This window comes from Ruegeria sp. H8, from assembly GCF_056532905.1.
Map to the genome: position 1 here is coordinate 512716 of NZ_JBQFNY010000002.1, position 19297 is coordinate 532012.

At 59.3% G+C, this 19297-nt stretch carries 16 protein-coding genes; 9 read left to right on the forward strand and 7 right to left on the reverse strand.

Features of this window, described 5'->3' with window-relative positions; genetic code table 11:
- Nucleotides 1–21: 21 nt before the first annotated feature.
- Complete coding sequence (locus ACR0A2_RS08925) at nucleotides 22–1728, reverse strand: peptide ABC transporter substrate-binding protein (protein WP_152458615.1); 1707 nt, start codon at nucleotides 1726–1728, stop codon at nucleotides 22–24.
- 285 nt (nucleotides 1729–2013) lie between these two features.
- On the opposite strand from ACR0A2_RS08925, the gene ACR0A2_RS08930 reads away from it, so the two are divergent.
- Genes ACR0A2_RS08930 through ACR0A2_RS08950 form a run of 5 tightly spaced genes read left to right on the forward strand, consistent with a single transcriptional unit; the run spans nucleotide 2014 to nucleotide 8582 of the window.
- A complete protein-coding gene (locus ACR0A2_RS08930; protein ID WP_480834781.1) occupies nucleotides 2014–3834 on the forward strand; it encodes an ABC transporter ATP-binding protein in 1821 nt (606 codons plus the stop codon).
- Nucleotides 3835–3839: 5 nt separating this feature from the next.
- Nucleotides 3840–5009, forward strand: coding sequence for an acetylornithine deacetylase (gene argE, locus ACR0A2_RS08935; protein WP_480834782.1), 1170 nt, complete (start codon nucleotides 3840–3842; stop codon nucleotides 5007–5009).
- 40 nt (nucleotides 5010–5049) lie between these two features.
- Complete coding sequence (locus ACR0A2_RS08940; RefSeq protein WP_480834783.1) at nucleotides 5050–6216, forward strand: M20 aminoacylase family protein; 1167 nt, start codon at nucleotides 5050–5052, stop codon at nucleotides 6214–6216.
- Nucleotides 6217–6232: 16 nt separating this feature from the next.
- Entirely contained in the window at nucleotides 6233–7396 is a 1164-nt protein-coding gene (locus tag ACR0A2_RS08945; protein ID WP_171231288.1) for a M20 aminoacylase family protein, read from the forward strand.
- Nucleotides 7397–7418: 22 nt separating this feature from the next.
- Nucleotides 7419–8582 carry a M20 aminoacylase family protein gene (locus ACR0A2_RS08950; protein WP_480834784.1) on the forward strand — a complete coding sequence of 388 codons (1164 nt, stop codon included), beginning with the start codon at nucleotides 7419–7421 and terminating at the stop codon, nucleotides 8580–8582.
- 71 nt (nucleotides 8583–8653) lie between these two features.
- Here the strand turns inward: ACR0A2_RS08950 and ACR0A2_RS08955 are convergent, their stop codons facing one another.
- On the reverse strand, nucleotides 8654–9952 hold the full coding sequence (locus tag ACR0A2_RS08955) for a 3-deoxy-D-manno-octulosonic acid transferase (protein ID WP_480834785.1): 1299 nt from the start codon (nucleotides 9950–9952) through the stop codon (nucleotides 8654–8656).
- Nucleotide 9953: 1 nt separating this feature from the next.
- Nucleotides 9954–10961, reverse strand: a complete 1008-nt coding sequence (gene moaA, locus ACR0A2_RS08960; RefSeq protein ID WP_171231291.1) for a GTP 3',8-cyclase MoaA — start codon at nucleotides 10959–10961, stop codon at nucleotides 9954–9956.
- Between the two features lie 90 nt (nucleotides 10962–11051).
- On the opposite strand from moaA, the gene ACR0A2_RS08965 reads away from it, so the two are divergent.
- Nucleotides 11052–11483, forward strand: a complete 432-nt coding sequence (locus tag ACR0A2_RS08965; protein WP_171231292.1) for a hypothetical protein — start codon at nucleotides 11052–11054, stop codon at nucleotides 11481–11483.
- Here ACR0A2_RS08965 and ACR0A2_RS08970 read toward each other — a convergent pair.
- The 4 genes from ACR0A2_RS08970 to glmU are packed head-to-tail and all read right to left on the reverse strand — an operon-like array spanning nucleotide 11471 to nucleotide 15888.
- On the reverse strand, nucleotides 11471–12157 hold the full coding sequence (locus ACR0A2_RS08970) for a DNA alkylation repair protein (RefSeq protein WP_480834786.1): 687 nt from the start codon (nucleotides 12155–12157) through the stop codon (nucleotides 11471–11473). The two genes, ACR0A2_RS08965 and ACR0A2_RS08970, sit on opposite strands and share 13 nt — an antisense overlap.
- Before the next feature lie 5 nt (nucleotides 12158–12162).
- A complete protein-coding gene (locus ACR0A2_RS08975; protein WP_480445677.1) occupies nucleotides 12163–12705 on the reverse strand; it encodes a pyridoxamine 5'-phosphate oxidase family protein in 543 nt (180 codons plus the stop codon).
- A gap of 3 nt (nucleotides 12706–12708) precedes the next feature.
- Nucleotides 12709–14532, reverse strand: coding sequence for a glutamine--fructose-6-phosphate transaminase (isomerizing) (glmS, locus tag ACR0A2_RS08980; RefSeq protein ID WP_480445675.1), 1824 nt, complete (start codon nucleotides 14530–14532; stop codon nucleotides 12709–12711).
- Nucleotides 14533–14535: 3 nt separating this feature from the next.
- Nucleotides 14536–15888, reverse strand: a complete 1353-nt coding sequence (gene glmU, locus ACR0A2_RS08985) for a bifunctional UDP-N-acetylglucosamine diphosphorylase/glucosamine-1-phosphate N-acetyltransferase GlmU (protein ID WP_480834787.1) — start codon at nucleotides 15886–15888, stop codon at nucleotides 14536–14538.
- Between the two features lie 134 nt (nucleotides 15889–16022).
- Here glmU and ACR0A2_RS08990 point away from each other — a divergent pair, with 134 nt between their 5' ends.
- From ACR0A2_RS08990 to ACR0A2_RS09000, 3 genes are all read left to right on the forward strand, one after another.
- Nucleotides 16023–16694: an HAD-IA family hydrolase gene (locus tag ACR0A2_RS08990; protein ID WP_171227943.1), complete on the forward strand. Its 672-nt coding sequence runs from the start codon at nucleotides 16023–16025 to the stop codon at nucleotides 16692–16694.
- 39 nt (nucleotides 16695–16733) lie between these two features.
- Nucleotides 16734–17924, forward strand: coding sequence for a DegT/DnrJ/EryC1/StrS family aminotransferase (locus ACR0A2_RS08995; protein WP_480834788.1), 1191 nt, complete (start codon nucleotides 16734–16736; stop codon nucleotides 17922–17924).
- A 164-nt stretch (nucleotides 17925–18088) separates the two neighbouring features.
- Nucleotides 18089–19252, forward strand: coding sequence for an isovaleryl-CoA dehydrogenase (locus tag ACR0A2_RS09000; RefSeq protein ID WP_480445669.1), 1164 nt, complete (start codon nucleotides 18089–18091; stop codon nucleotides 19250–19252).
- The last annotated feature ends 45 nt before the right edge of the window (nucleotides 19253–19297 follow it).

The following is a 19297-nucleotide window of genomic DNA, read 5'->3' on the forward strand; positions in this document are numbered from 1 at the left end:
GCGGTTTTGCAAGGTCAGTGCTTAGGAACCGGTTTTGCGGTACCAGTCCGCAATGTTCCACAGCTCGCTGTCCCAAACGTTCAGGACAACGCCACCCAGTGTGTTTGCATGTGCCGACAGGCGACCACGGTGAACCAGCGGGATCATACCACCATTCTGAACCATGATGTCATTCAGCTGCTTGGCGATTTCCGCACGCGCTTCCAGACCAGCGGTTTCGGCCAATTGAGCGTGCAGCTTGTCGAACTCTTCGTTGCAGAAGCGGCTGATGTTTTCGCCCTGCCACTGCGTCTCGGGACGCGGTGCCTTGTCGCACAGACCATTGCCCAGATAGGATTGCGGGTCGGTGCCGTTGAAGGTGTTGGCGTACATTTCAACGTCGGCATAGAACTTCTGGAACGTGTCGGGCGAGCCCGGGTCACCACCGAAGAAGACCGATGCGTTGATGTTGCGCAGTTCGGTTTCAATGCCGATCTGGCTCCACCATTCCTTGATCAGTGCCTGGAAGTCCTGACGGACAGCGTTGGTCGAGGTCTGATAGACGATCTTCAACGGAACGCCATCCTTCTCGCGGACGCCGTCGCCATCGGTGTCGACGATACCGGCATCATCCAGCAGTTTCTTGGCGCCTTCGATGTCCTGGGTGTCGCAGGTCATCGAGGTCGAGTTGAACGCGGCAGGGGCCGGAACCCAGTTGCAGGTCACTTTACCAGCCTGACCATAGCCGATTTCCACCAGCAGCGGACGGTCGATGGCCATGGACATGGCTTTGTAAACGGCCGGATCCTTCAGGAACGGGTGCGGATGCTTGGCCGTCGAACGCTCGCCTTCCGGCAGCTCGGGCGACGGGTTGGTCTGGTTCAGCATGATTCGCTCGACCAGCGGACCGAAGCCCGCAACCGGCGTACCTTTGCCACCTTCCTGCATCTGTGCGATCACTTCCGGAGCCAGTTGCAGGTTCCAGGCATAGTCAAATTCACCGGTTTCCATGACGGCACGACCTGCAGCCGTCGCGTCACCGCCGCCTTTGAAGGTCACGGTAGCGAAGGCAGGTTTTGCCGGGTCACGATAGTTGTCGTTGGCCTTGAAGGTGATCACGTCGTTCGGTTTGAACTCGGTGACGACAAAGGGGCCGGTGCCGATCGGGTTGAAGTTCTGTTCGGTGCATTCCGGGGCTTTGGCGCCCATGCAGTTTTCGAACTGGGCCTTTTGAAGGATCGGGCTTTCACCGCCGACGAACGGGCCATAGGGGAAGGGGGTCGGTGCGTCGAAAGTGACCTTGACGGTCAGGTCATCAACAGCTTCGACCGAGGTGACGCCTTCGAACTTGGTCACCTGCGCGCAGCCACCTTCCGGGTGCATACAGTAATCGGCGGTGAACTTCACGTCAGCAGCGGTGAACGGAGAGCCGTCAGACCATGTGATTCCCGGTGCGATTTTCCATGTGATCGACGTCAGGTCTTCGCTGACACCGCCATTTTCCACGGTCGGGATTTCAGACGCCAGATATGGCACCATGTTGCCGTCCTGGTCGTAGCGGGCAAGCGGCTCGATCACCAGCGAGGCTGATTCCACGTCTTTTGTACCGCCGGACAGGAACGGGTTCAGGATCGACGGGGCCTGCCAATAGATGATGCTGACATTGCCGTCCGAACCGCGCTCGGCAAAGGCCATCGGGGCCATTGCCGTGCTTGCGATCGCACCTAGCAAAAGGGTTTTGATTTTCATAAGTCACTCCCGAATTGGACACGTTCGTGTCTCGATTATCTCCGCAAGGCCTGCGGGTTTGGCGTTGCCGCTTCGGGGTAAGTTTTTGATCAATAAAGATAATAGCGCTAACGACATAAATCGGCGCTGCCTCCCCAAGGCGGTTACGTTGGGTATCGAAACAGAACTTGAGAAAAATGCAAGTGGTGCCGTCGCGAAAATGTGTAATGGGTTTGACTTTTCCCGGTGGCCCGCCGTAGCGTTCGGCATTCAGAACAAGAATAACCTCGTCAAGGGAGCGCGCACGTGCTGGATCAGCCTATTGCTCAAATCAAAAAACTGCGGGTGGAGTTTCAGACAAAGGACGGTCCCGTTGTTGGTGTTGAGGACGTCTCGTTCGAGGTCAAACCAGGCGAAACCGTTTGTATCGTTGGCGAATCGGGCTCGGGGAAGTCGGTTTCATCTTTGTCCTTGATGCGTCTGGTCGAGTTCGGTGGCGGCGAAATCGCTGGCGGTGAATTGCTGTTTGATCGTCGTGATGGCGAAGAAATGGACCTGGCCAAGGCCGATCAGGATCTGATGAAGCAGATTCGCGGCAACGAGATCGGGATGATCTTTCAAGAGCCGATGACCGCGCTGAACCCCGTTTTCACCGTGGGCCGCCAGTTAACCGAAGGTCTGCGCATCCACAAGGACATGACGAAAGCGCAGGCCGAGGAAAGGGCGCTGGAATTGCTGCGTCAGGTCCGTATCCCAGAGCCCGAGCGCCGTCTGAAACAATATCCTCATGAGTTGTCGGGCGGGATGCGCCAACGTGTTGTCATTGCGATGGCGATGGCCTGTGAGCCGCGCCTGTTGATTGCCGACGAACCCACCACGGCGCTAGATGTGACAATTCAGGCCGAGATCTTGGCCTTGATGGACCGCCTCAAGCGGGAAACCGGAACTGCGGTGATGTTCATCACCCACGACATGGCCGTGGTTGCCCAGATGGCTGACCGCGTTGTTGTGATGTTCCGCGGCAACAAGGTCGAAGAGGGCACGGTCAAGGAGATCTTTGAAAACCCGCGGCACGACTATACCAAGGCGTTGCTGGCCGCGGTGCCGAAACTGGGCGAGATGCAGGGTAAATCTGCGCCCGAGCCGATGAAGCTGTTGGGGGTCGAAGGGCAGAATATCGCGCCAATTCCGGGTACGGAAGAGGTTCTGCTGACCGTCAAGAACCTGACGACACGGTTCCCGGTCAAAGGCGGGCTTTTGCGGCGCACGATTTCGAACGTTCATGCGGTCGAGGATGTCTCGTTCACTCTGAACAAAGGTCAGACGCTCAGTCTTGTCGGGGAATCCGGGTGCGGCAAGTCTTCGGCGGGGCGTTCGATCCTGCGGCTGGTTGAGCCGTTGGCGGGCGAGATTGATCTGGACGGCATCGATATCATGAAGCTTGATCCATCTGGTTTGCGCAAGGCGCGGTTGGACATGCAGATGATTTTCCAAGACCCGTTCGCGTCCTTGAACCCGCAGATGCAGCTGGTCGACCAGGTGGCCGAGCCGATGCGCAATTATGGTGTGGCGTCGGGATCCGAACTTCAGGATCGCGTGGCACAATTGTTCGACAAGGTGCAATTGCCGCGCAGTTTCATGCGTCGCTTCCCGCATGAAATGTCGGGCGGTCAGCGTCAGCGGATCGCCATTGCCCGCGCTTTGGCCCTGAACCCCAAGCTGATCATTGCGGATGAGGCGGTCTCGGCTCTTGACGTGTCGGTTCAGGCGCAGGTTCTGAACCTGATGATGGAGTTGCAGTCCGAGCTGGGCCTGTCATACCTGTTCATCAGCCACGACATGGCCGTTGTCGAACGGGTCAGCCACTATGTCGGGGTCATGTATCTGGGGCGCATTGTCGAACTTGGGCCCCGGGCGCGGGTGTTCGAGAACCCGCAGCATCCCTATACACAGGCGCTGATGAAGGCGGTTCCGATCGCGGACCCGAACAAGCGGAAATCGGAAAAGGATCTGAATTTCAAACCGATCCCTTCTCCTATTCACCCCACCAACTACACGCCGGAACCTTCGCAATATCAAGAGGTTGAGGCAGGGCACTTCATTCTGACCACGGACAGCGGGTATTGACCCCAATGGCGAAACGCCTGACCCCGCTTGAGATCATGACACAGCTGATCTCATTTCCGACCGTAAGCCGTGATACCAATCTGCCGCTGGTGGATTGGGTTCAGGACTACTTGCAGGGCCACGGAATCGAAAGCCACCGCTGGCCAGATCCGGACCAACCGCACAAGGCCGCGATCTTTGCGCATGTTGGTCCATCCGAAGAAGGCGCGGTGGTTCTGTCCGGTCACACGGATGTCGTGCCGGTGGACGGTCAGCCGTGGGACACTGATCCTTTCACTGTGACCGAGAAAGACGGCAGATACTTTGGTCGCGGCACCTGCGACATGAAGGGGTTTGACGCCCTGGCCATTTGGGCCCTGGTCGAAGCACACCATGCCAATATCAGCCGGCCGCTTCAGCTGGCGCTCAGCTTTGACGAAGAGGTCGGATGCACCGGTGCGCCGCCCATGATTGAAGCAATGCAACAGGTTCTGCCCAAGGGATCGGCAGTAATCGTGGGTGAGCCGTCGATGATGCAGGCGGTGACGGGGCACAAAGGCGGATTCGGCATTGATACACATATCGTCGGGTTCGAAGTGCACAGCTCGATCATGCATACTGGCGTGAACGCCATCATGGCGGCGGCGCCTTTGATCGATTGGGCAAATCACAGAAATGCCGAAAGCATGGCTGCTGAGCCGAGCGAAATCGCGGCTGTATTTGACCCGCCGTGGACAACCTGTCATGTCGGCATGATTGAAGGCGGGACAGCGCACAACATCACCGCCAAAGACTGCACTTTCATGATGGATTTCCGCACGGTGCCGGACGAAACGCAGGCTGAATGGCGCGATGCCTATGTCGAACAGGTCCGCCGGGTCGAAGCTCGGATGCAGGCCGTTCACCCCGATGCGCGCATCGAACTCTCCGAGCATTTCGCGATCCCGGGGCTGGTGCCCGAACAGGACGGAGAAGCCGAAGCTTTGGTGCGCGCCCTGACCGGGGACAACGCCAGCCACGTCGTCAGCTATGGGACCGAGGCGGGGCAGTTTCAGGCGGCCGGGTATTCAGCCGTGATCTGCGGCCCCGGCGATATCGCGCAGGCTCATCAGCCGAACGAGTTCATATCGATCGCGCAGTTCGAAGCTGGGCATGGGTTCATGCAACGTTTGGTTGAAAGGCTGAGCGCGGCGTAACATTCAACGTGGCTTCAGTGGTTCAGGGGAGGGTCTAGAGATGCCTGTCAAAAACAGACTTGCAGAGATGCATGGCGATATTACCAAGTGGCGCCGCCACCTGCACGCACATCCTGAACTGATGTATGACGTGCATGAAACGGCTGCTTTCGTTGTCGAGCGTCTCAGGGAATTTGGTGTGGATGAGATCACGCCGGGAATTGGCCGGACGGGTGTCGTGGCCGTGATCCGGGGACGGCAGGATACGACCGGGCGCGTGATCGGGTTGCGTGCTGACATGGACGCATTGCCGATCGAAGAAGCGACGGGGTTGGACTATGCCTCGACCGTATCGGGCAAGATGCACGCCTGCGGGCATGACGGGCATACCTCGATGCTGCTTGGGGCCGCCCACTACCTGGCTGAAACCCGAAACTTCGATGGCACCGTTGTTCTGATTTTTCAGCCCGCCGAAGAAGGTGGCGCAGGCGGTTTGGCCATGTGTCAGGACGGCCTGATGGATCGCTGGGGCATTGATGAGGTCTATGGCATGCACAATATGCCGGGGTTGCCGGTGGGCGAATTCGCGATCCGACCCGGCGCCTTGCTGGCCTCATCTGATGAATTCGAAATCACGATCACCGGCAAGGGCGGACACGCCGCCGCACCGCATGATGCGGTAGACACCACGCTGGTGGCCTCGCATATCGTCGTGTCGTTGCAATCCGTCGTAGCGCGCACCGTCGATCCGATCAAACGCGTGGTGCTGACCGTGGGTACGTTTGAAACGGACAGTGTCGCGTCGAACGTGATCGCGCATACCGTCCGCTTGCAGGGGACCGTCCGGACGCTCGACCCCGAATACCGCGCCATTGCGGAAGAACGCGTGCGCAGGATCGCCGAGGATACGGCCTCGGCCTTTGGCGCAAAGGCGGATGTCGTCTGGACGCCCGGCTATCCTGTGACTGTGAACTCCGAGGCCGAAACGGCATACGCTGCCGAGGCGGCTGAGGCCGTGGCGGGCAAGGTCAATGACAGCACTGATCCGATCATGCCGTCGGAAGATTTTGCCTATATGCTTGAAGAACGGCCCGGAGCTTACATCTTTATCGGGAACGGGGACACGGCGATGTGCCATCACCCGGAATACAATTTTGACGACAATGCCATTCCCGCCGGTTGCAGTTGGTTTGCCGAGATCGTGGAACGACGATTGCCCGTGGCATAATTTGAGGGAGAGTGACATGCCGATCAAAAACCGCCTCGCAGAGATGCACGAAGAGATCACAGGCTGGCGGCGTGACATTCACCAACATCCGGAAATTCTGTACGACACGCACCGCACCAGCGCGCTGGTGGCGGAAAAGCTGAAGGAATTCGGCTGTGACGAGGTCGTTACAGGCATCGGTCGCACCGGCGTGGTCGGGGTCATTCGGGGAAAGAGCGACACGCAGGGCCGGGTGATTGGCTTGCGCGCCGACATGGATGCGCTGCCGATGCAGGAACAGACCGGACTGGACTATGCCTCGAAGACATCAGGCGCGATGCATGCCTGCGGGCATGACGGGCATACCGCCATGGTTTTGGGGGCGGCAAAGTACCTCTCTGAGACGCGCAATTTCGATGGCACTGCAATCGTGATCTTTCAGCCCGCCGAAGAGGGCGGGAATGGCGCCGAGGCCATGTGCAAGGACGGTCTGATGGACCGGTTCGGCATTCAGGAAGTCTATGCGATGCACAACGTACCGGGCCTGCCGACCGGGCAGTTCGCGATCCGTTCGGGCCCTTTGCTGGCGGCAGCGGACGAATTTGATATCCATCTTGAAGGGCGCGGAGGTCACGCTGCAAAACCCCATGAAACGGTCGATACGACGGTGATGCTGTCGCAAATGATCGTGGCATTGCAGACGATCGTGTCGCGCAATGCCGATCCGATCCTGCAAGCCGTGCTGTCGGTGACGTCCGTCGAGACGTCATCGAAAGCGTTCAACGTGATCCCGCAATCGGCGCAGATACGCGGCACGGTCCGGACCCATTCCAACCAGATGCGAGATCTGATCGAACAGCGCCTCAAAGAGGTCGCCGAAGGGATTGCAGCAACATTCGGTGGTTCCGTGAACGTCAATTACTCGCGCGGCGTTCCGGTGACGATCAATGCAGAAACTCAGACGGGATATGCGGCAGAGGCCGCAGTCTCGGTCGGGGGCAGCTGCATCGAGGCGCCGATGGTGATGGGGGGCGAGGATTTTTCATTTATGCTGGAGGAACGGCCCGGAGCCTTCATCGTTCTGGGCAACGGTGACAGCGCCGGGTTGCACCACCCTGAATACGATTTCAACGACGAGATCATCCCGATTGGATGTTCGTGGTTCGCAGAAATGGTCGAGCGCCGAATGCCGGCGGCTTGAACTGAATTAGGAGAGAATAGACATGCCAGTCAAAAACCGCTTTGCCGAATTGCAGGATGAGATCACCGCCTGGCGACGGGATCTGCACCAAAACCCTGAAATCCTGTTCGAAACGCACCGCACCAGCGCAATGGTGGCCGAGAAGTTGCAGGAGTTTGGTTGCGACGAGGTCGTTACCGGCATCGGGCGTACAGGCGTTGTTGGCGTGATCAAGGGCAAATCGGACAGCAGCGGCAAGGTGATCGGTTTGCGGGCGGATATGGATGCGCTGCCGATCCATGAGGCGACGGGGTTGGACTATGCCTCGAAAACGCCGGGCGCCATGCATGCCTGCGGCCATGATGGCCACACGGCGATGCTGCTTGGTGCGGCGAAGTACCTGTCTGAAACCCGAAATTTCGATGGCACGGTTGTTGTGATCTTCCAGCCTGCCGAAGAGGGCGGCGGTGGTGGTCGTGAAATGTGCGAAGATGGCATGATGGACCGCTGGAATATTCAGGAAGTCTACGGCATGCACAATTGGCCGGGACAACCTGTGGGCAAGTTCGCCATCCGTCCCGGTTCCTTCTTTGCCGCAACCGATCAGTTCGACATCACTTTCGAAGGGCGCGGCGGTCATGCTGCCAAGCCGCATGAAACAGTAGATACCACGGTACTGGCCGCGCAGGCGGTGTTGGCGCTTCAGACCATTTCCTCGCGCAATGCCGATCCGATCGATCAGGTCGTGGTGTCGGTGACGTCGTTCGAGACCTCGTCGAAGGCGTTCAACGTGATCCCGCAGACTGTTCAGATCAAGGGTACCGTGCGCACCATGAGCAAGGATATGCGGGATTTGGCCGAAAAGCGGATCCATGAGATCTGCAATGGTGTGGCGGCAACGTTCGGAGGCACCGCCGATGTGACCTACATCCGCGGGTATCCGGTGATGGTGAACAGTGAAGAGCAGACAGAGTTTGCCGCAGCTGTTGCCCGGTCGGTATCTGGTGATTGTGATGATGCGCCTTTGGTCATGGGCGGCGAGGATTTTGCCTTTATGCTGGAGGAGCGCCCAGGCGCCTATATTCTAGTGGGTAACGGCGATACGGCCATGGTTCACCACCCGGAATACAACTTCAACGATGAGGCGATTCCCGCTGGGTGCAGCTGGTGGGCAGAGATCGTCGAGCAGCGGATGCCGGCGGCCTGATGGGGCGGGTGGGGGCTCTGCCCCCACACCCCCGGGATATTTTTGGCCAGATGAAGAAGGATCCCGCCTACTTACGTCAGGTCGAGCGAACGGCACAGCGTTTCCACGACGGAATCCAGTGCGTTGCTTTGCGTCTTGACGCAGGATTGGGCGGCGCTGCGGGCCCGGGTCAGGGCTTGGTCGTCTGAAAGCCAATGGTCGACCGCCGCAGAGAGATCTGTTTCGGTTTGAACCTCGATGGCGCCACCGGTTTTGATCAACGGCGCGAATGTTTCAGCAAAATTGAAGTATCCGGGACCGGTTATCACGGCGGCTCCGGCCTGGGCGGGTTCGAAAGGGTTGTGGCCGCCGATATTTTTAAGGGAGCCGCCCAGGAACACGATGGGAGACAGAGCGTACCATGTGCCGGTCTCGCCCAATGTGTCGGCGACATATACCTGGGTTTCGGTTTTGATCGGGGAACTTTCTGATCGGAACGCGGCGTTGAGATCGGAGGCGTCCAGTAGTTTTGCGATATCGCCGCGGCGCTCTGGGTGGCGGGGGATCAGCAACAGCAGCAGATCGGGCCAGCGTTCCAGAAGTGATTTATGCGCGGCCAGAACGATTTCCTCTTCACCGGCATGGGTTGAACTGGCGATCCACACAGGTCTGCCAGAAATCTGAGAACCGATGTCTTCGAGCGTGCCGTGGTCTATGGGAAGAGGGTCTGACATGGCCTTGAGATTGGTGCCGGGCCGGACGCGACCGGCAGGGGCACCCATGGCTGCCAGGTTGGCTGCGGTTTTGTCGTTTTGCGTCAGGAACAGGTTGAACTTGTTCAAAACGAACCGCGCTGTTCTGGGGCGTTTTTTCCAACCGGCAACGGACTTGTCCGACAGTCGTGCATTCAGAAGGGCCAGCGGAACGGCGTGTCTGGCGCTTTCGACGATCAGACGCGGCCAAATCTCACTTTCGACGAAAACCCCGCCCTCTGGTTGCCAATGGTTCAGAAAGCGCCGGACCGGGCCTGCCGTGTCAAGCGGCGGGAATTGATGCCGTGTACGGGGCGGCAGGCGTTTTTCGATCAGAGCCGCTGAGGTCGGGGTGCCCGAGGTGATCAGAAACTCTGCCTCGGGCAGGCGATCTGCCAGCCGTCTGATCAGGCTGAGAACCGAAAGGCTTTCGCCGACGCTGGCGGCGTGGAACCAGACCAAACGCCCATTCGGTCTGGGCAGGCTGGCATGGCCAAGGCGTTCTTGTTGACGCTTGTCAGGTACGTTTGCTTCCCGCAGCTTGTTCCGAACGACCCGCCATATCAGGGGCGCTGCCAGAGACGTAAGGGCGCTGTAAACATGGTACAACGCCGTGGGGCGGCCGTCATAATCCGGCATATCAGCCGCCTGTATGGCTCATGTGACGGCTCATCCGGCCATCGACGGCTTGGCGGGAATAGTCGAAGTCATGCCCTTTGGGCTTGAGATTGATCGCAGATCGGATCGCGTCTTCAAGTGGCTGTTCGGTGTCGGGATGATCGCGCAGGGCACCGCGCAGGTCGGCCATGTCTTCCTGACCCAGGCACATGTAAAGTTCGCCCGTGCAGGTCAGGCGGACCCTGTTGCAGCTTTCACAGAAATTGTGCGACAGTGGCGTAATAAAGCCGATTTTCTGGCCGGTTTCCTCGAGGCGCACGTAACGGGCCGGGCCACCGCTGCGTTCGGCCAGATCGGTGACCGAATAGTGGTTTTCGTATTCTTTCCGCACGTCCTTGAGCGACCAGTACTGATCCAGGCGGTCTTCGTTGCCGATATCGCCCATGGGCATGACTTCGATCCAGGTCAGATCCATATCCCGCTGGGCGCACCATTCCGTGATTTTAGGAAGTTCGGGCTCGTTGAACCCTTTCAGGGCAACGGCGTTTATCTTGATCCGCAGGCCAGCTTTTTGCGCGGCGTCGATTCCGTTCAAAACCTGTTTCAGGCGGCCCCAGCGCGTCACCTTGGCGAACTTGTCATCATCCAGAGTGTCCAGCGAGACATTCACCCGACGCACACCGGCCGCATACAGGTCTTCGGAAAATCGGTGCAGTTGCGAACCGTTGGTTGTCAGCGTCAACTCCTTCAATGCACCGCTGTCCAGATGACGTGTCATCGAATTGAAGAACGTCATGATGTTGCGACGCACCAAAGGCTCACCACCCGTAATGCGCAGCTTTTCGACCCCCATTCTGACGAAGGTCGAACACATCCGGTCCAGTTCCTCCAATGTCAACAGGTCTTTCTTGGGCAAAAAGGTCATGTTCTCGGACATGCAGTACACGCAGCGAAAGTCGCAGCGATCCGTGACGGAGACGCGGAGATACGTGATGGCGCGGGCAAACGGGTCGATAAGCGGAGCTGTCATGCCATATAGGTAAAGCTGGAACATGGCCGCGACAAGTGCGAACTGCGCTTTGCGCTGGAACAGGTGGGCGCAGGGTTGTAGGTTTCCGGCATGAAGAAAATACTTGTTTTGACATGCGCAATGACGGCCGGATGCGACGCCGTGCAGTCAACGACTGATCGAGTGTTCGGCGGGGGCGACGCGCCCGCCCAGACGGTGCCTGACACGGAAACGGGCACAGCAGTTGCCGAAGAGGTGTTGCAACCTGAACCGGTTTCCGCGCGCCCGAACTGGGTTGGCGCGAAAACCACCATCGCCGGGCTTGGGGATCCGACCACTCCGGGGCGCTGGATGCAGACACCGCTGGTAGACAGCGAAGTTACGGCGCGTGTCGTCGTGCCACGGACCGGGGCGCAGGCCTATATCACGTTGGTCCCGGTTTCCGGTCCGGACAGCAGCGGCAGCCGCTTGTCGCTGGACGCCATGAGGGCCCTGCTGGTGCCCTTCGACGAACTTGTCGAGCTTGAGGTCTATGTGAACTGATTTTTCAGGTATTTGCCTGCTTCGCGGCGGGCAAACGGCTTCATGGCATCACCGTGTTGTTTCAGAAAGGCGATCACGCGTTCCGGGTCATGTTTGGACAGTTCGCGCAGCCACCAGGCGATGGATTTCTGGATGAACCAGTTGCGGTCCGAAACATATCCCGCAGCCCAGCCAAGGATGCGGTCACGGCGGTGCAGATCGTCAGGCTTGGGGTGGTTCTGTTTGGTCCAGGGCAGGGTTGCGACCAAGGCCGCGCGCCGGGTCCACATGTGATCAGATCGGGTCCACAGTTCGACTTCGTCCAACCGTTCGGGATCTGCTGAAAGCCGTTTTTGCATCGCCATGCACGCGTGGTCCGCAACGGCCCAGGCATCGAAATCCGGCAGCCAGCTTTGAAGCAAATTCCAAACCGCCGCATCCGGTCGGATGCGTGCCTGAGTCAAAAGTTTGGATGCGGCAAGTCGCCCCTCGTGGATGTTGCTTTGCCATAGCCCGTCCGCCAATGCGACCCGCGCCGGCACGTCCAGTTCTTTCCGCCACGCCTTGGTCAGGTCGTTGAGAACCGGGTTCGCGACGCCCAGATAGATGCGATCCGCCTTGTGGTAACTGGCCATCTGGGTCGCCCGCTCGGGGTCACCGTGCGCCTTGATCTGATCGAGATATCCATTCAGCATCGGACTCACATCGGTACGCCGGTTGGCTTTCCATCAATCGTATGGCTGTTTCTTTCCACCCAATACGAGCGGATGTCCTCGTCTGATTTTCCATCCACCCATTTCTGCATTGTATCGCGGTCAGATTGGAACTCCATGAAAGGCACGGCATAGCCGCAAGAGGTCTGTACCATGTCGATCGACTGGTCATAGATCTGCCGTGCGCTTCGGTGATTTGGGAACAGGCCGGCAAGGTCGTCCCAGCCATCATCCCCGACATGCAGGCAACGTGCGGTGCCATAGGTGCGCAGGATCATCGGACGTGTGGTGAAGGAACACCACATCAGCGTCATCCTGTTGACCTGCAAAATATGCCCCGCCGTTTCATTGCCACTGCCGGTCAGGTTCATCCAGACAATGCGGTTCGGCCCCAGTACCCGCAGCGAATCCATTCCCTTGGGGGAAATATTGACCCGACCTTCGGCCCCGGCGGTGCCGACGAAGAACATACGCTGATCTTCGATGAACTTTTGATGCACTTCCTCAAGTTGCGGGAACTGTTTGGCCATAATTCACTCTACCGTGACCGACTTGGCCAGATTGCGCGGCTGATCCACATCCGTGCCCTTGGCAACCGCCGTGTGATAGGCCAGCAATTGCGCGGGAACCGAATACAGGATCGGTGCAAGGCTGGTGTGAACATGCGGCATGCGGATGGTGCTCCATACTCCGTCGCCGGCCTCGTCAATGCCGTCATCGTCAGAGACCAGGATCACCTTGCCCTTGCGCGCCATCACTTCCTGCATGTTCGACACGGTCTTGTCGAACACGGTGTCACGGGGTGCCATGACAACCACGGGCATATGTTTGTCGATCAGGGCGATGGGGCCGTGTTTCAACTCTCCTGACGCATAACCTTCGGCGTGGATATAGCTGATTTCCTTCAGTTTCAGCGCGCCTTCCATTGCCAGCGGGTACATCAGGCCACGGCCCAGAAACAGGACGTCGCGCGCCTCGGACAGGCGTTGGGCGGCTTTGCGGATCGCCCGGTTCTGATCGAGCGCGGCGTTCAGCACGGTCGGCAACCCGCGCAGGGCGGCGGCATGATCGGCGATGTCCTCATCCGTCATCGTGCCCCGGTCTGCCGCGGCCTTGAGCGCCAGCATCAGCAGCACGCTCAGCTGGCAAGTGAAGGCTTTGGTCGACGCCACGCCGATTTCGACACCGGCATGGATCGGCAAGGCGATATCGCTTTCGCGAGCAATCGAGCTTTCGGGCACGTTGACGACCGAAACGATCTTGTCTGCCTTGCCCTCACAATATCGCAACGCGGCCAGCGTGTCGGCGGTTTCGCCCGACTGGCTGACGAAAAGCGCCAGTGTTCGATCCGTGATCGGAGGCTCGCGATAGCGGAACTCGCTGGCGATATCGACTTCAACGGGCATCTTCGCCAGTTGCTCGAACCAGTATTTCGCGGTCAGGCAGGCGTAAAACGCGGTGCCGCAGGCCACCATGGTCAGACGATCCAGCTTGCTGAAATCCAGATCCGTGTCCGGCAGGACCACGCGGTCACCGCCCGTGGGCAGGTAGGACCGGATTGCTTCGGCCACAACGATGGGCTGTTCAGCGATTTCCTTGGCCATGAAATGCTTGTGCTCGCCCTTGTCCGCGCGCGCATGATCCAGCTTGATCTTGCGCTTTTCCCGGTTGGCCAGCTCACCGGCTTCGTTGCGGATTTCAAGCGACGTTCGGGTCAGAACCGCGCGGTCGCCTTCTTCCAGATATGTGATCTGGTTGGTCAGAGGCGCCAGGGCGATGGCGTCAGAGCCCACATACATCTCGCCATCCCCGTGACCGATGGCCAGTGGCGATCCCTTGCGGGCCGCCACGATCAGATCGTCCTCACCGTCGAACAGAAAGGCCAGCGCAAAGGCGCCCTCCAACTGGTCGATCGTCTTGAACGCGGCCTCAACCGGGGACAAGCCCGAGTTCAGGTGGTGTTCCGTCATGAGGGCAACCGTTTCCGTGTCGGTTTCGGTTTGGAAATCAACACCATGTTCGGCGAGTTCGGCCCTCAGGTCGCGATAGTTTTCGACGATGCCGTTGTGAACGACGGCCACTGGGCCCGCCTTGTGCGGATGTGCATTGTTGACCGACGGGGCGCCATGCGTGGCCCAGCGGGTATGGCCTATGCCGGATTTTCCGGGAAGAGGATCATGCACCAGAAGATCGCTGAGGTTGACCAGCTTGCCCACCGCGCGCCGCCGGCCCAATGCGCCGTCGTTGACGGTTGCAATCCCGGCGCTGTCATAGCCGCGATATTCCAGCCGTTTCAGGGCTTCTACCAGAATGGGGGCGGCCTCGTGCTGCCCTAAAACACCTACTATTCCACACATATCTCAGGCCTTTTTATCGCGGCGAGCCTTTTTCGCCTTCAACATATCAAACAATTTGCGCGCATATCCGGGCTTGTTTTCCTGCTTGGCGCGGGCAACGGCCAGCGCATCGGGGTCCACATCCCTGGTCACGACAGTGCCCGTCGCGGTCATCGCGCCGTCGCCCACTGTGACCGGCGCCACCAGCATGGTGTTCGAGCCGACAAAGACATTCTCACCAATCGTGGTCTTGTGCTTCATCACGCCGTCATAGTTGCAGGTGATCGTGCCCGCGCCGATGTTGGTCGCTGCGCCAACCGAAGCGTCCCCGATATAGCTGAGGTGATTGACCTTTGCGCCTTCGGCGATTTCGGCATTCTTGATCTCGACGAAATTGCCGACCCGCGTGTTTTCGGCCAGTTCGGCACCGGGGCGCAGGCGCGCGTAGGGGCCGACGACAGCGCCCCGGCTGACATGGCAGCCCTCAAGATGCGAAAAGGCGCGGATCGTTGCGCCGCTTTCGACCGTGACGCCCGGGCCGAACACCACATTCGGTTCGATCACCGTATCGCGCCCGACCACCGTATCCGCGGCCAGATACACCGTGTCAGGCGCCATCAAGGTGACGCCCAGATCCAGCAGTTCGGCCCGGGCGCGCGCCTGAAATACGGCATCGGCGGCCGCCAAATCAGCGCGAGAGTTCACGCCCAGCGTCTGCGCCTCGTCGCACGAAACGGCAGTGACCTTCAGGCCGCGGTCGCGCGCGATCTCGACCACGTCGGTCAGGTAGTATTCGCCCGACGCGTTGTCGTTTCCGACCGCGTCGATCAGGTCGAACAGAGTGCCTGCGTCACAGGCCAGAAGGCCCGAGTTGCAGAAGGTTATGGCGCGTTCTTCATCTGACGCATCCTTGAACTCGACGATCCGCTCCAGGGCGTCGCCCTTCATCACCAAACGGCCATACCGGGCCGGGTCGGCGGCCTCGAAGCCCAGGATCACCAAATCGTTGTCAGCCCGAGCGGCGATCATCCTTTCCAGCGTGTCGGGCTGCAAGAACGGGGTGTCGCCGTAAAGAACAACCACATCACCTTCGAAGCCGCTCAATGCGCTTCGGGCCTGTGCGACCGCATGGGCGGTACCCAACTGGTCTTCCTGCACTGCGATCTGCGCCCCTTCATCCTCGGCCCGTGCAACCTTTGCCACGGCTTCGGACCCGTGGCCGGTGACGATCACGGTATGTTCGGGCGACAGGACAGATCCGGCGCGCATCGCATGGATCAGCATCGGAACCTGAGCGATGGGATGCAGAACTTTGGGAAGGTCCGAATTCATCCTGGTGCCTTTTCCGGCGGCAAGGATGACAAGGGCAGTGGTCATGAATTCGTTTTCTCTTTGTGTTTTGTTGCCGTCCGTTTTATCCGCTGAGGTCAAAGGCGCAAGCCGTTCGGCCATCAAACAAGATTGCCGATTGAAACAGGATACGGCGAAAACCTGCCGAGCAAGGGGGCGAAATGCGCACCGTCATCTTCGATCTGGACGGCACTTTGGCGGATACATCCGGTGATTTGCTGGCGGCCGCGAACCATTGTTTCCGCAAAATGGGGCACGGGGATGTACTGGTCCACGGGCCGGATTCCGGTGTGGCGCTGCGAGGTGGGCGCATGATGCTGACCCACGGGCTGAAACGTGTAGGGGCCTATGACGAGGATACGGTGCAGGCCTATTATCCGGTTCTTCTTGAGGCCTACGCGCAGGACATCGACACCCACACCAGTTTCTATCCCGGCGCACTACAGGCGGTCGAGATGCTGAGTGACGCGGGTTACGGTGTGGGCATTTGCACGAACAAACCGGAACATCTGGCCGAATTGTTGCTGACTCGCTTGGGGGTGCGGGACCGTTTTGCATCTTTGGTCGGGGCCGATACGCTGCCGGTACGCAAACCGGACCCGGCGCCGTTGCGTGAAGCCGCGCGCCGTGCCGGGGGAGATCCGGACTTGTGCGTACTGGTCGGAGACTCGGATACCGACCGCAATACCGCCAGGGCGGCGGGCGTTCCTTCGGTGCTGGTTACCTTCGGGCCATCGGGGGATGACATGGCGGCGCTGGAACCCGAAGCCCTTCTGCATCATTTTGACGACTTGCCCGGCCTCGTGCCTGATCTGATCGGTGCGGCAGCCTGAAACCTTGACCGGACCCTTTCGGAGCCTCAGAACAAGACCATGACCGACGTATTCTCTGGCAGCTTTACGCAGCAGGAACCCCTTCCGGAAGATGCAATCGAGGCCGCACTGGCCGTTCTGCGCCATGGGCGTCTGCATCGATACAATGTCGTCCCCGGAGAGTTGGGGGAAACGGCCCTGCTTGAGCAGGAATTTGCGGCGCAGATGGGGGCCAAATACTGTCTTGCGGTTTCGTCTGGCGGTTACGCTCTGGCCACGGCCCTGCGCGCGGTCGGCGTGCAGTCGGGCGATCCGGTTTTGACCAATGCGTTTACGCTGGCCCCGGTGCCGGGGTCGATTGCCTCGGTCGGAGGGCGGGCAGTTTTTGTCGGAGTGACGGAAGACCTGACCATCGATCTGGATGATCTTGAGGGCAAGCTGGATCAAGCGCGTGTTCTGATGCTCAGCCATATGCGCGGGCATCTGTGCGATATGGACCGGCTGATGCAGATGTGTGACGCGGCCGGGGTGATCGTGATCGAGGATTGCGCACATACGATGGGTGCAGCCTGGCGCGGTCAGTTGTCAGGACGGCAGGGCGCGATCGGGTGTTATTCCTGTCAGACCTACAAGCATGTCAATTCGGGCGAAGGGGGCTTGCTGGTCACCGATGACGAGGAGCTTGCGGCAAAGGCTACGATGTTGTCGGGGTCCTACATGTTGTACGAACGCCATCTTGCGGCGCCGGGGCCGGACGTGTTCGAGCGGATCAAATACACCACGCCCAACGTCTCGGGCCGGATGGACAATTTGCGCGCGGCGATCCTGCGCCCGCAATTGCGGGATCTGGACCGACAGGTGGCCCGGTGGAACGAACGTTATCGCGAGATCGAAACCGGGTTGCGGGGTACGTCGGGCCTGACGATCGTCGAACGGCCCGAAGAGGAAACCTATGTCGGGTCTTCGATTCAGTTCCTGCTGCTGGATTGGGCGCCTGAACGGATAGCCGAAGTGATCAACCGTTGCGCGGCGCGTGGGGTTGAGCTGAAGTGGTTCGGCGGTGCCGAACCGACAGGATTCACGTCGCGCTATGACAGTTGGCGATATTTCGATAGCGAGCGGATGCCTAAAAGTGACCGCGTTCTGGCCGGCGTTATGGATATGCGCGTGCCTTTGACGTTTTCCCTGGAGGATTGTCGATTGATCGCCCGGATCATCCGGGCCGAAGTGAGCGCGGTTTATCAGTCTTGACCAAGCGGAGTGCGCCTGCGGCGCACGCTCGATCTTTTGAAACGCCGCCCTTTGTGGGGCGGCGTTTTCCATTTCGGACGCGCTGTCACAAAGATTGACCGGCAGCAGATTCGCTGCTAGAGATTTATTGAACACTTGTTCATTAAAGCGGAGGGAAGACGCAGATGTTCATGGCCACGATGAAGTTCGATCTGGGTGAGGATGTGAATGCCCTGCGCGAGATGGTGCATCGCTGGGCGCAGGAGCGTGTCAAGCCGATGGCGGCCGAGATCGACGCCAACAATGCCTTTCCGAACGAGCTGTGGAAAGAGATGGGAGAGCTTGGTCTGCTGGGTGTTACCGTGCCGGAAGAGTACGGCGGTGCAGGCATGTCTTATCTGGCGCATACGATCGCCGTCGAAGAGGTCGCGCGCGCTTCAGCTTCGGTTTCTTTGTCATACGGGGCGCATTCGAACCTGTGCGTGAACCAGATCAAGCTGAACGGCAATGAAGAACAGAAGCAAAAGTACCTGCCGCGGCTGATCTCGGGCGAGCATGTGGGGGCGCTGGCCATGTCGGAACCTTCGGCCGGGTCGGATGTGGTGTCGATGAAGCTGCGCGCGGAAAAGCGGAACGACCATTACCGTCTGAACGGCAACAAATACTGGATCACCAACGGGCCGGATGCGGATACTCTGGTGGTTTATGCCAAGACGGACCCCGATGCCGGATCGAAGGGTATTACCGCATTTCTGATCGAAAAAGAGATGAAGGGTTTTTCAACCTCGCCCCATTTCGACAAGCTGGGTATGCGCGGGTCGAACACGGCTGAGCTGATCTTTGAAGATGTAGAGGTTCCGTTCGAGAACGTGTTGGGCGAAGAGGGCAAGGGTGTTGCCGTGCTCATGTCGGGGCTGGATTATGAGCGGGTCGTGCTGGCAGGCATCGGGACCGGCATCATGGCCGCCTGTCTGGACGAAGTGATGCCTTATCTGGCTGAACGCAAGCAGTTCGGCAAACCTATCGGCAGCTTTCAGTTGATGCAGGGCAAGATTGCCGACATGTACACCGCGATGAACTCTGCGCGGGCCTATGTCTATGAAGTCGCCAAGGCGTGTGACCGCGGTGACGTGACCCGACAGGATGCGGCAGCGTGCTGCCTTTACGCGTCGGAACAGGCGATGGTTCAGGCCCATCAGGCGGTTCAGGCGCTGGGCGGGGCGGGCTTCCTGTCGGATGCGCCGGTCAGCCGGATTTTCCGGGATGCCAAGCTGATGGAAATCGGCGCAGGCACCAGCGAGATTCGCCGGATGCTGATCGGCCGCGAAATGATGAATGAAATGCTCTGAAAGAAAGAACGCCCTGCGGACGAGGTAACCGCAGGGCGCTTTGGA

What these genes read in the sequence shown, in the direction of transcription:
- ACR0A2_RS08925 (WP_152458615.1), bottom strand. Translation starts at nt 1,728, where the DNA reads ATGAAAATCAAAACCCTTTTGCTAGGTGCGATCGCAAGCACGGCAATG.
- argE (WP_480834782.1), top strand. Translation starts at nt 3,840, where the DNA reads ATGGCGAAACGCCTGACCCCGCTTGAGATCATGACACAGCTGATCTCA.
- ACR0A2_RS08940 (WP_480834783.1), top strand. Translation starts at nt 5,050, where the DNA reads ATGCCTGTCAAAAACAGACTTGCAGAGATGCATGGCGATATTACCAAG.
- ACR0A2_RS08945 (WP_171231288.1), top strand. Translation starts at nt 6,233, where the DNA reads ATGCCGATCAAAAACCGCCTCGCAGAGATGCACGAAGAGATCACAGGC.
- ACR0A2_RS08950 (WP_480834784.1), top strand. Translation starts at nt 7,419, where the DNA reads ATGCCAGTCAAAAACCGCTTTGCCGAATTGCAGGATGAGATCACCGCC.
- ACR0A2_RS08955 (WP_480834785.1), bottom strand. Translation starts at nt 9,952, where the DNA reads ATGCCGGATTATGACGGCCGCCCCACGGCGTTGTACCATGTTTACAGC.
- moaA (WP_171231291.1), bottom strand. Translation starts at nt 10,961, where the DNA reads ATGACAGCTCCGCTTATCGACCCGTTTGCCCGCGCCATCACGTATCTC.
- ACR0A2_RS08965 (WP_171231292.1), top strand. Translation starts at nt 11,052, where the DNA reads ATGAAGAAAATACTTGTTTTGACATGCGCAATGACGGCCGGATGCGAC.
- ACR0A2_RS08970 (WP_480834786.1), bottom strand. Translation starts at nt 12,157, where the DNA reads ATGCTGAATGGATATCTCGATCAGATCAAGGCGCACGGTGACCCCGAG.
- ACR0A2_RS08975 (WP_480445677.1), bottom strand. Translation starts at nt 12,705, where the DNA reads ATGGCCAAACAGTTCCCGCAACTTGAGGAAGTGCATCAAAAGTTCATC.
- glmS (WP_480445675.1), bottom strand. Translation starts at nt 14,532, where the DNA reads ATGTGTGGAATAGTAGGTGTTTTAGGGCAGCACGAGGCCGCCCCCATT.
- glmU (WP_480834787.1), bottom strand. Translation starts at nt 15,888, where the DNA reads ATGACCACTGCCCTTGTCATCCTTGCCGCCGGAAAAGGCACCAGGATG.
- ACR0A2_RS08990 (WP_171227943.1), top strand. Translation starts at nt 16,023, where the DNA reads ATGCGCACCGTCATCTTCGATCTGGACGGCACTTTGGCGGATACATCC.
- ACR0A2_RS08995 (WP_480834788.1), top strand. Translation starts at nt 16,734, where the DNA reads ATGACCGACGTATTCTCTGGCAGCTTTACGCAGCAGGAACCCCTTCCG.
- ACR0A2_RS09000 (WP_480445669.1), top strand. Translation starts at nt 18,089, where the DNA reads ATGTTCATGGCCACGATGAAGTTCGATCTGGGTGAGGATGTGAATGCC.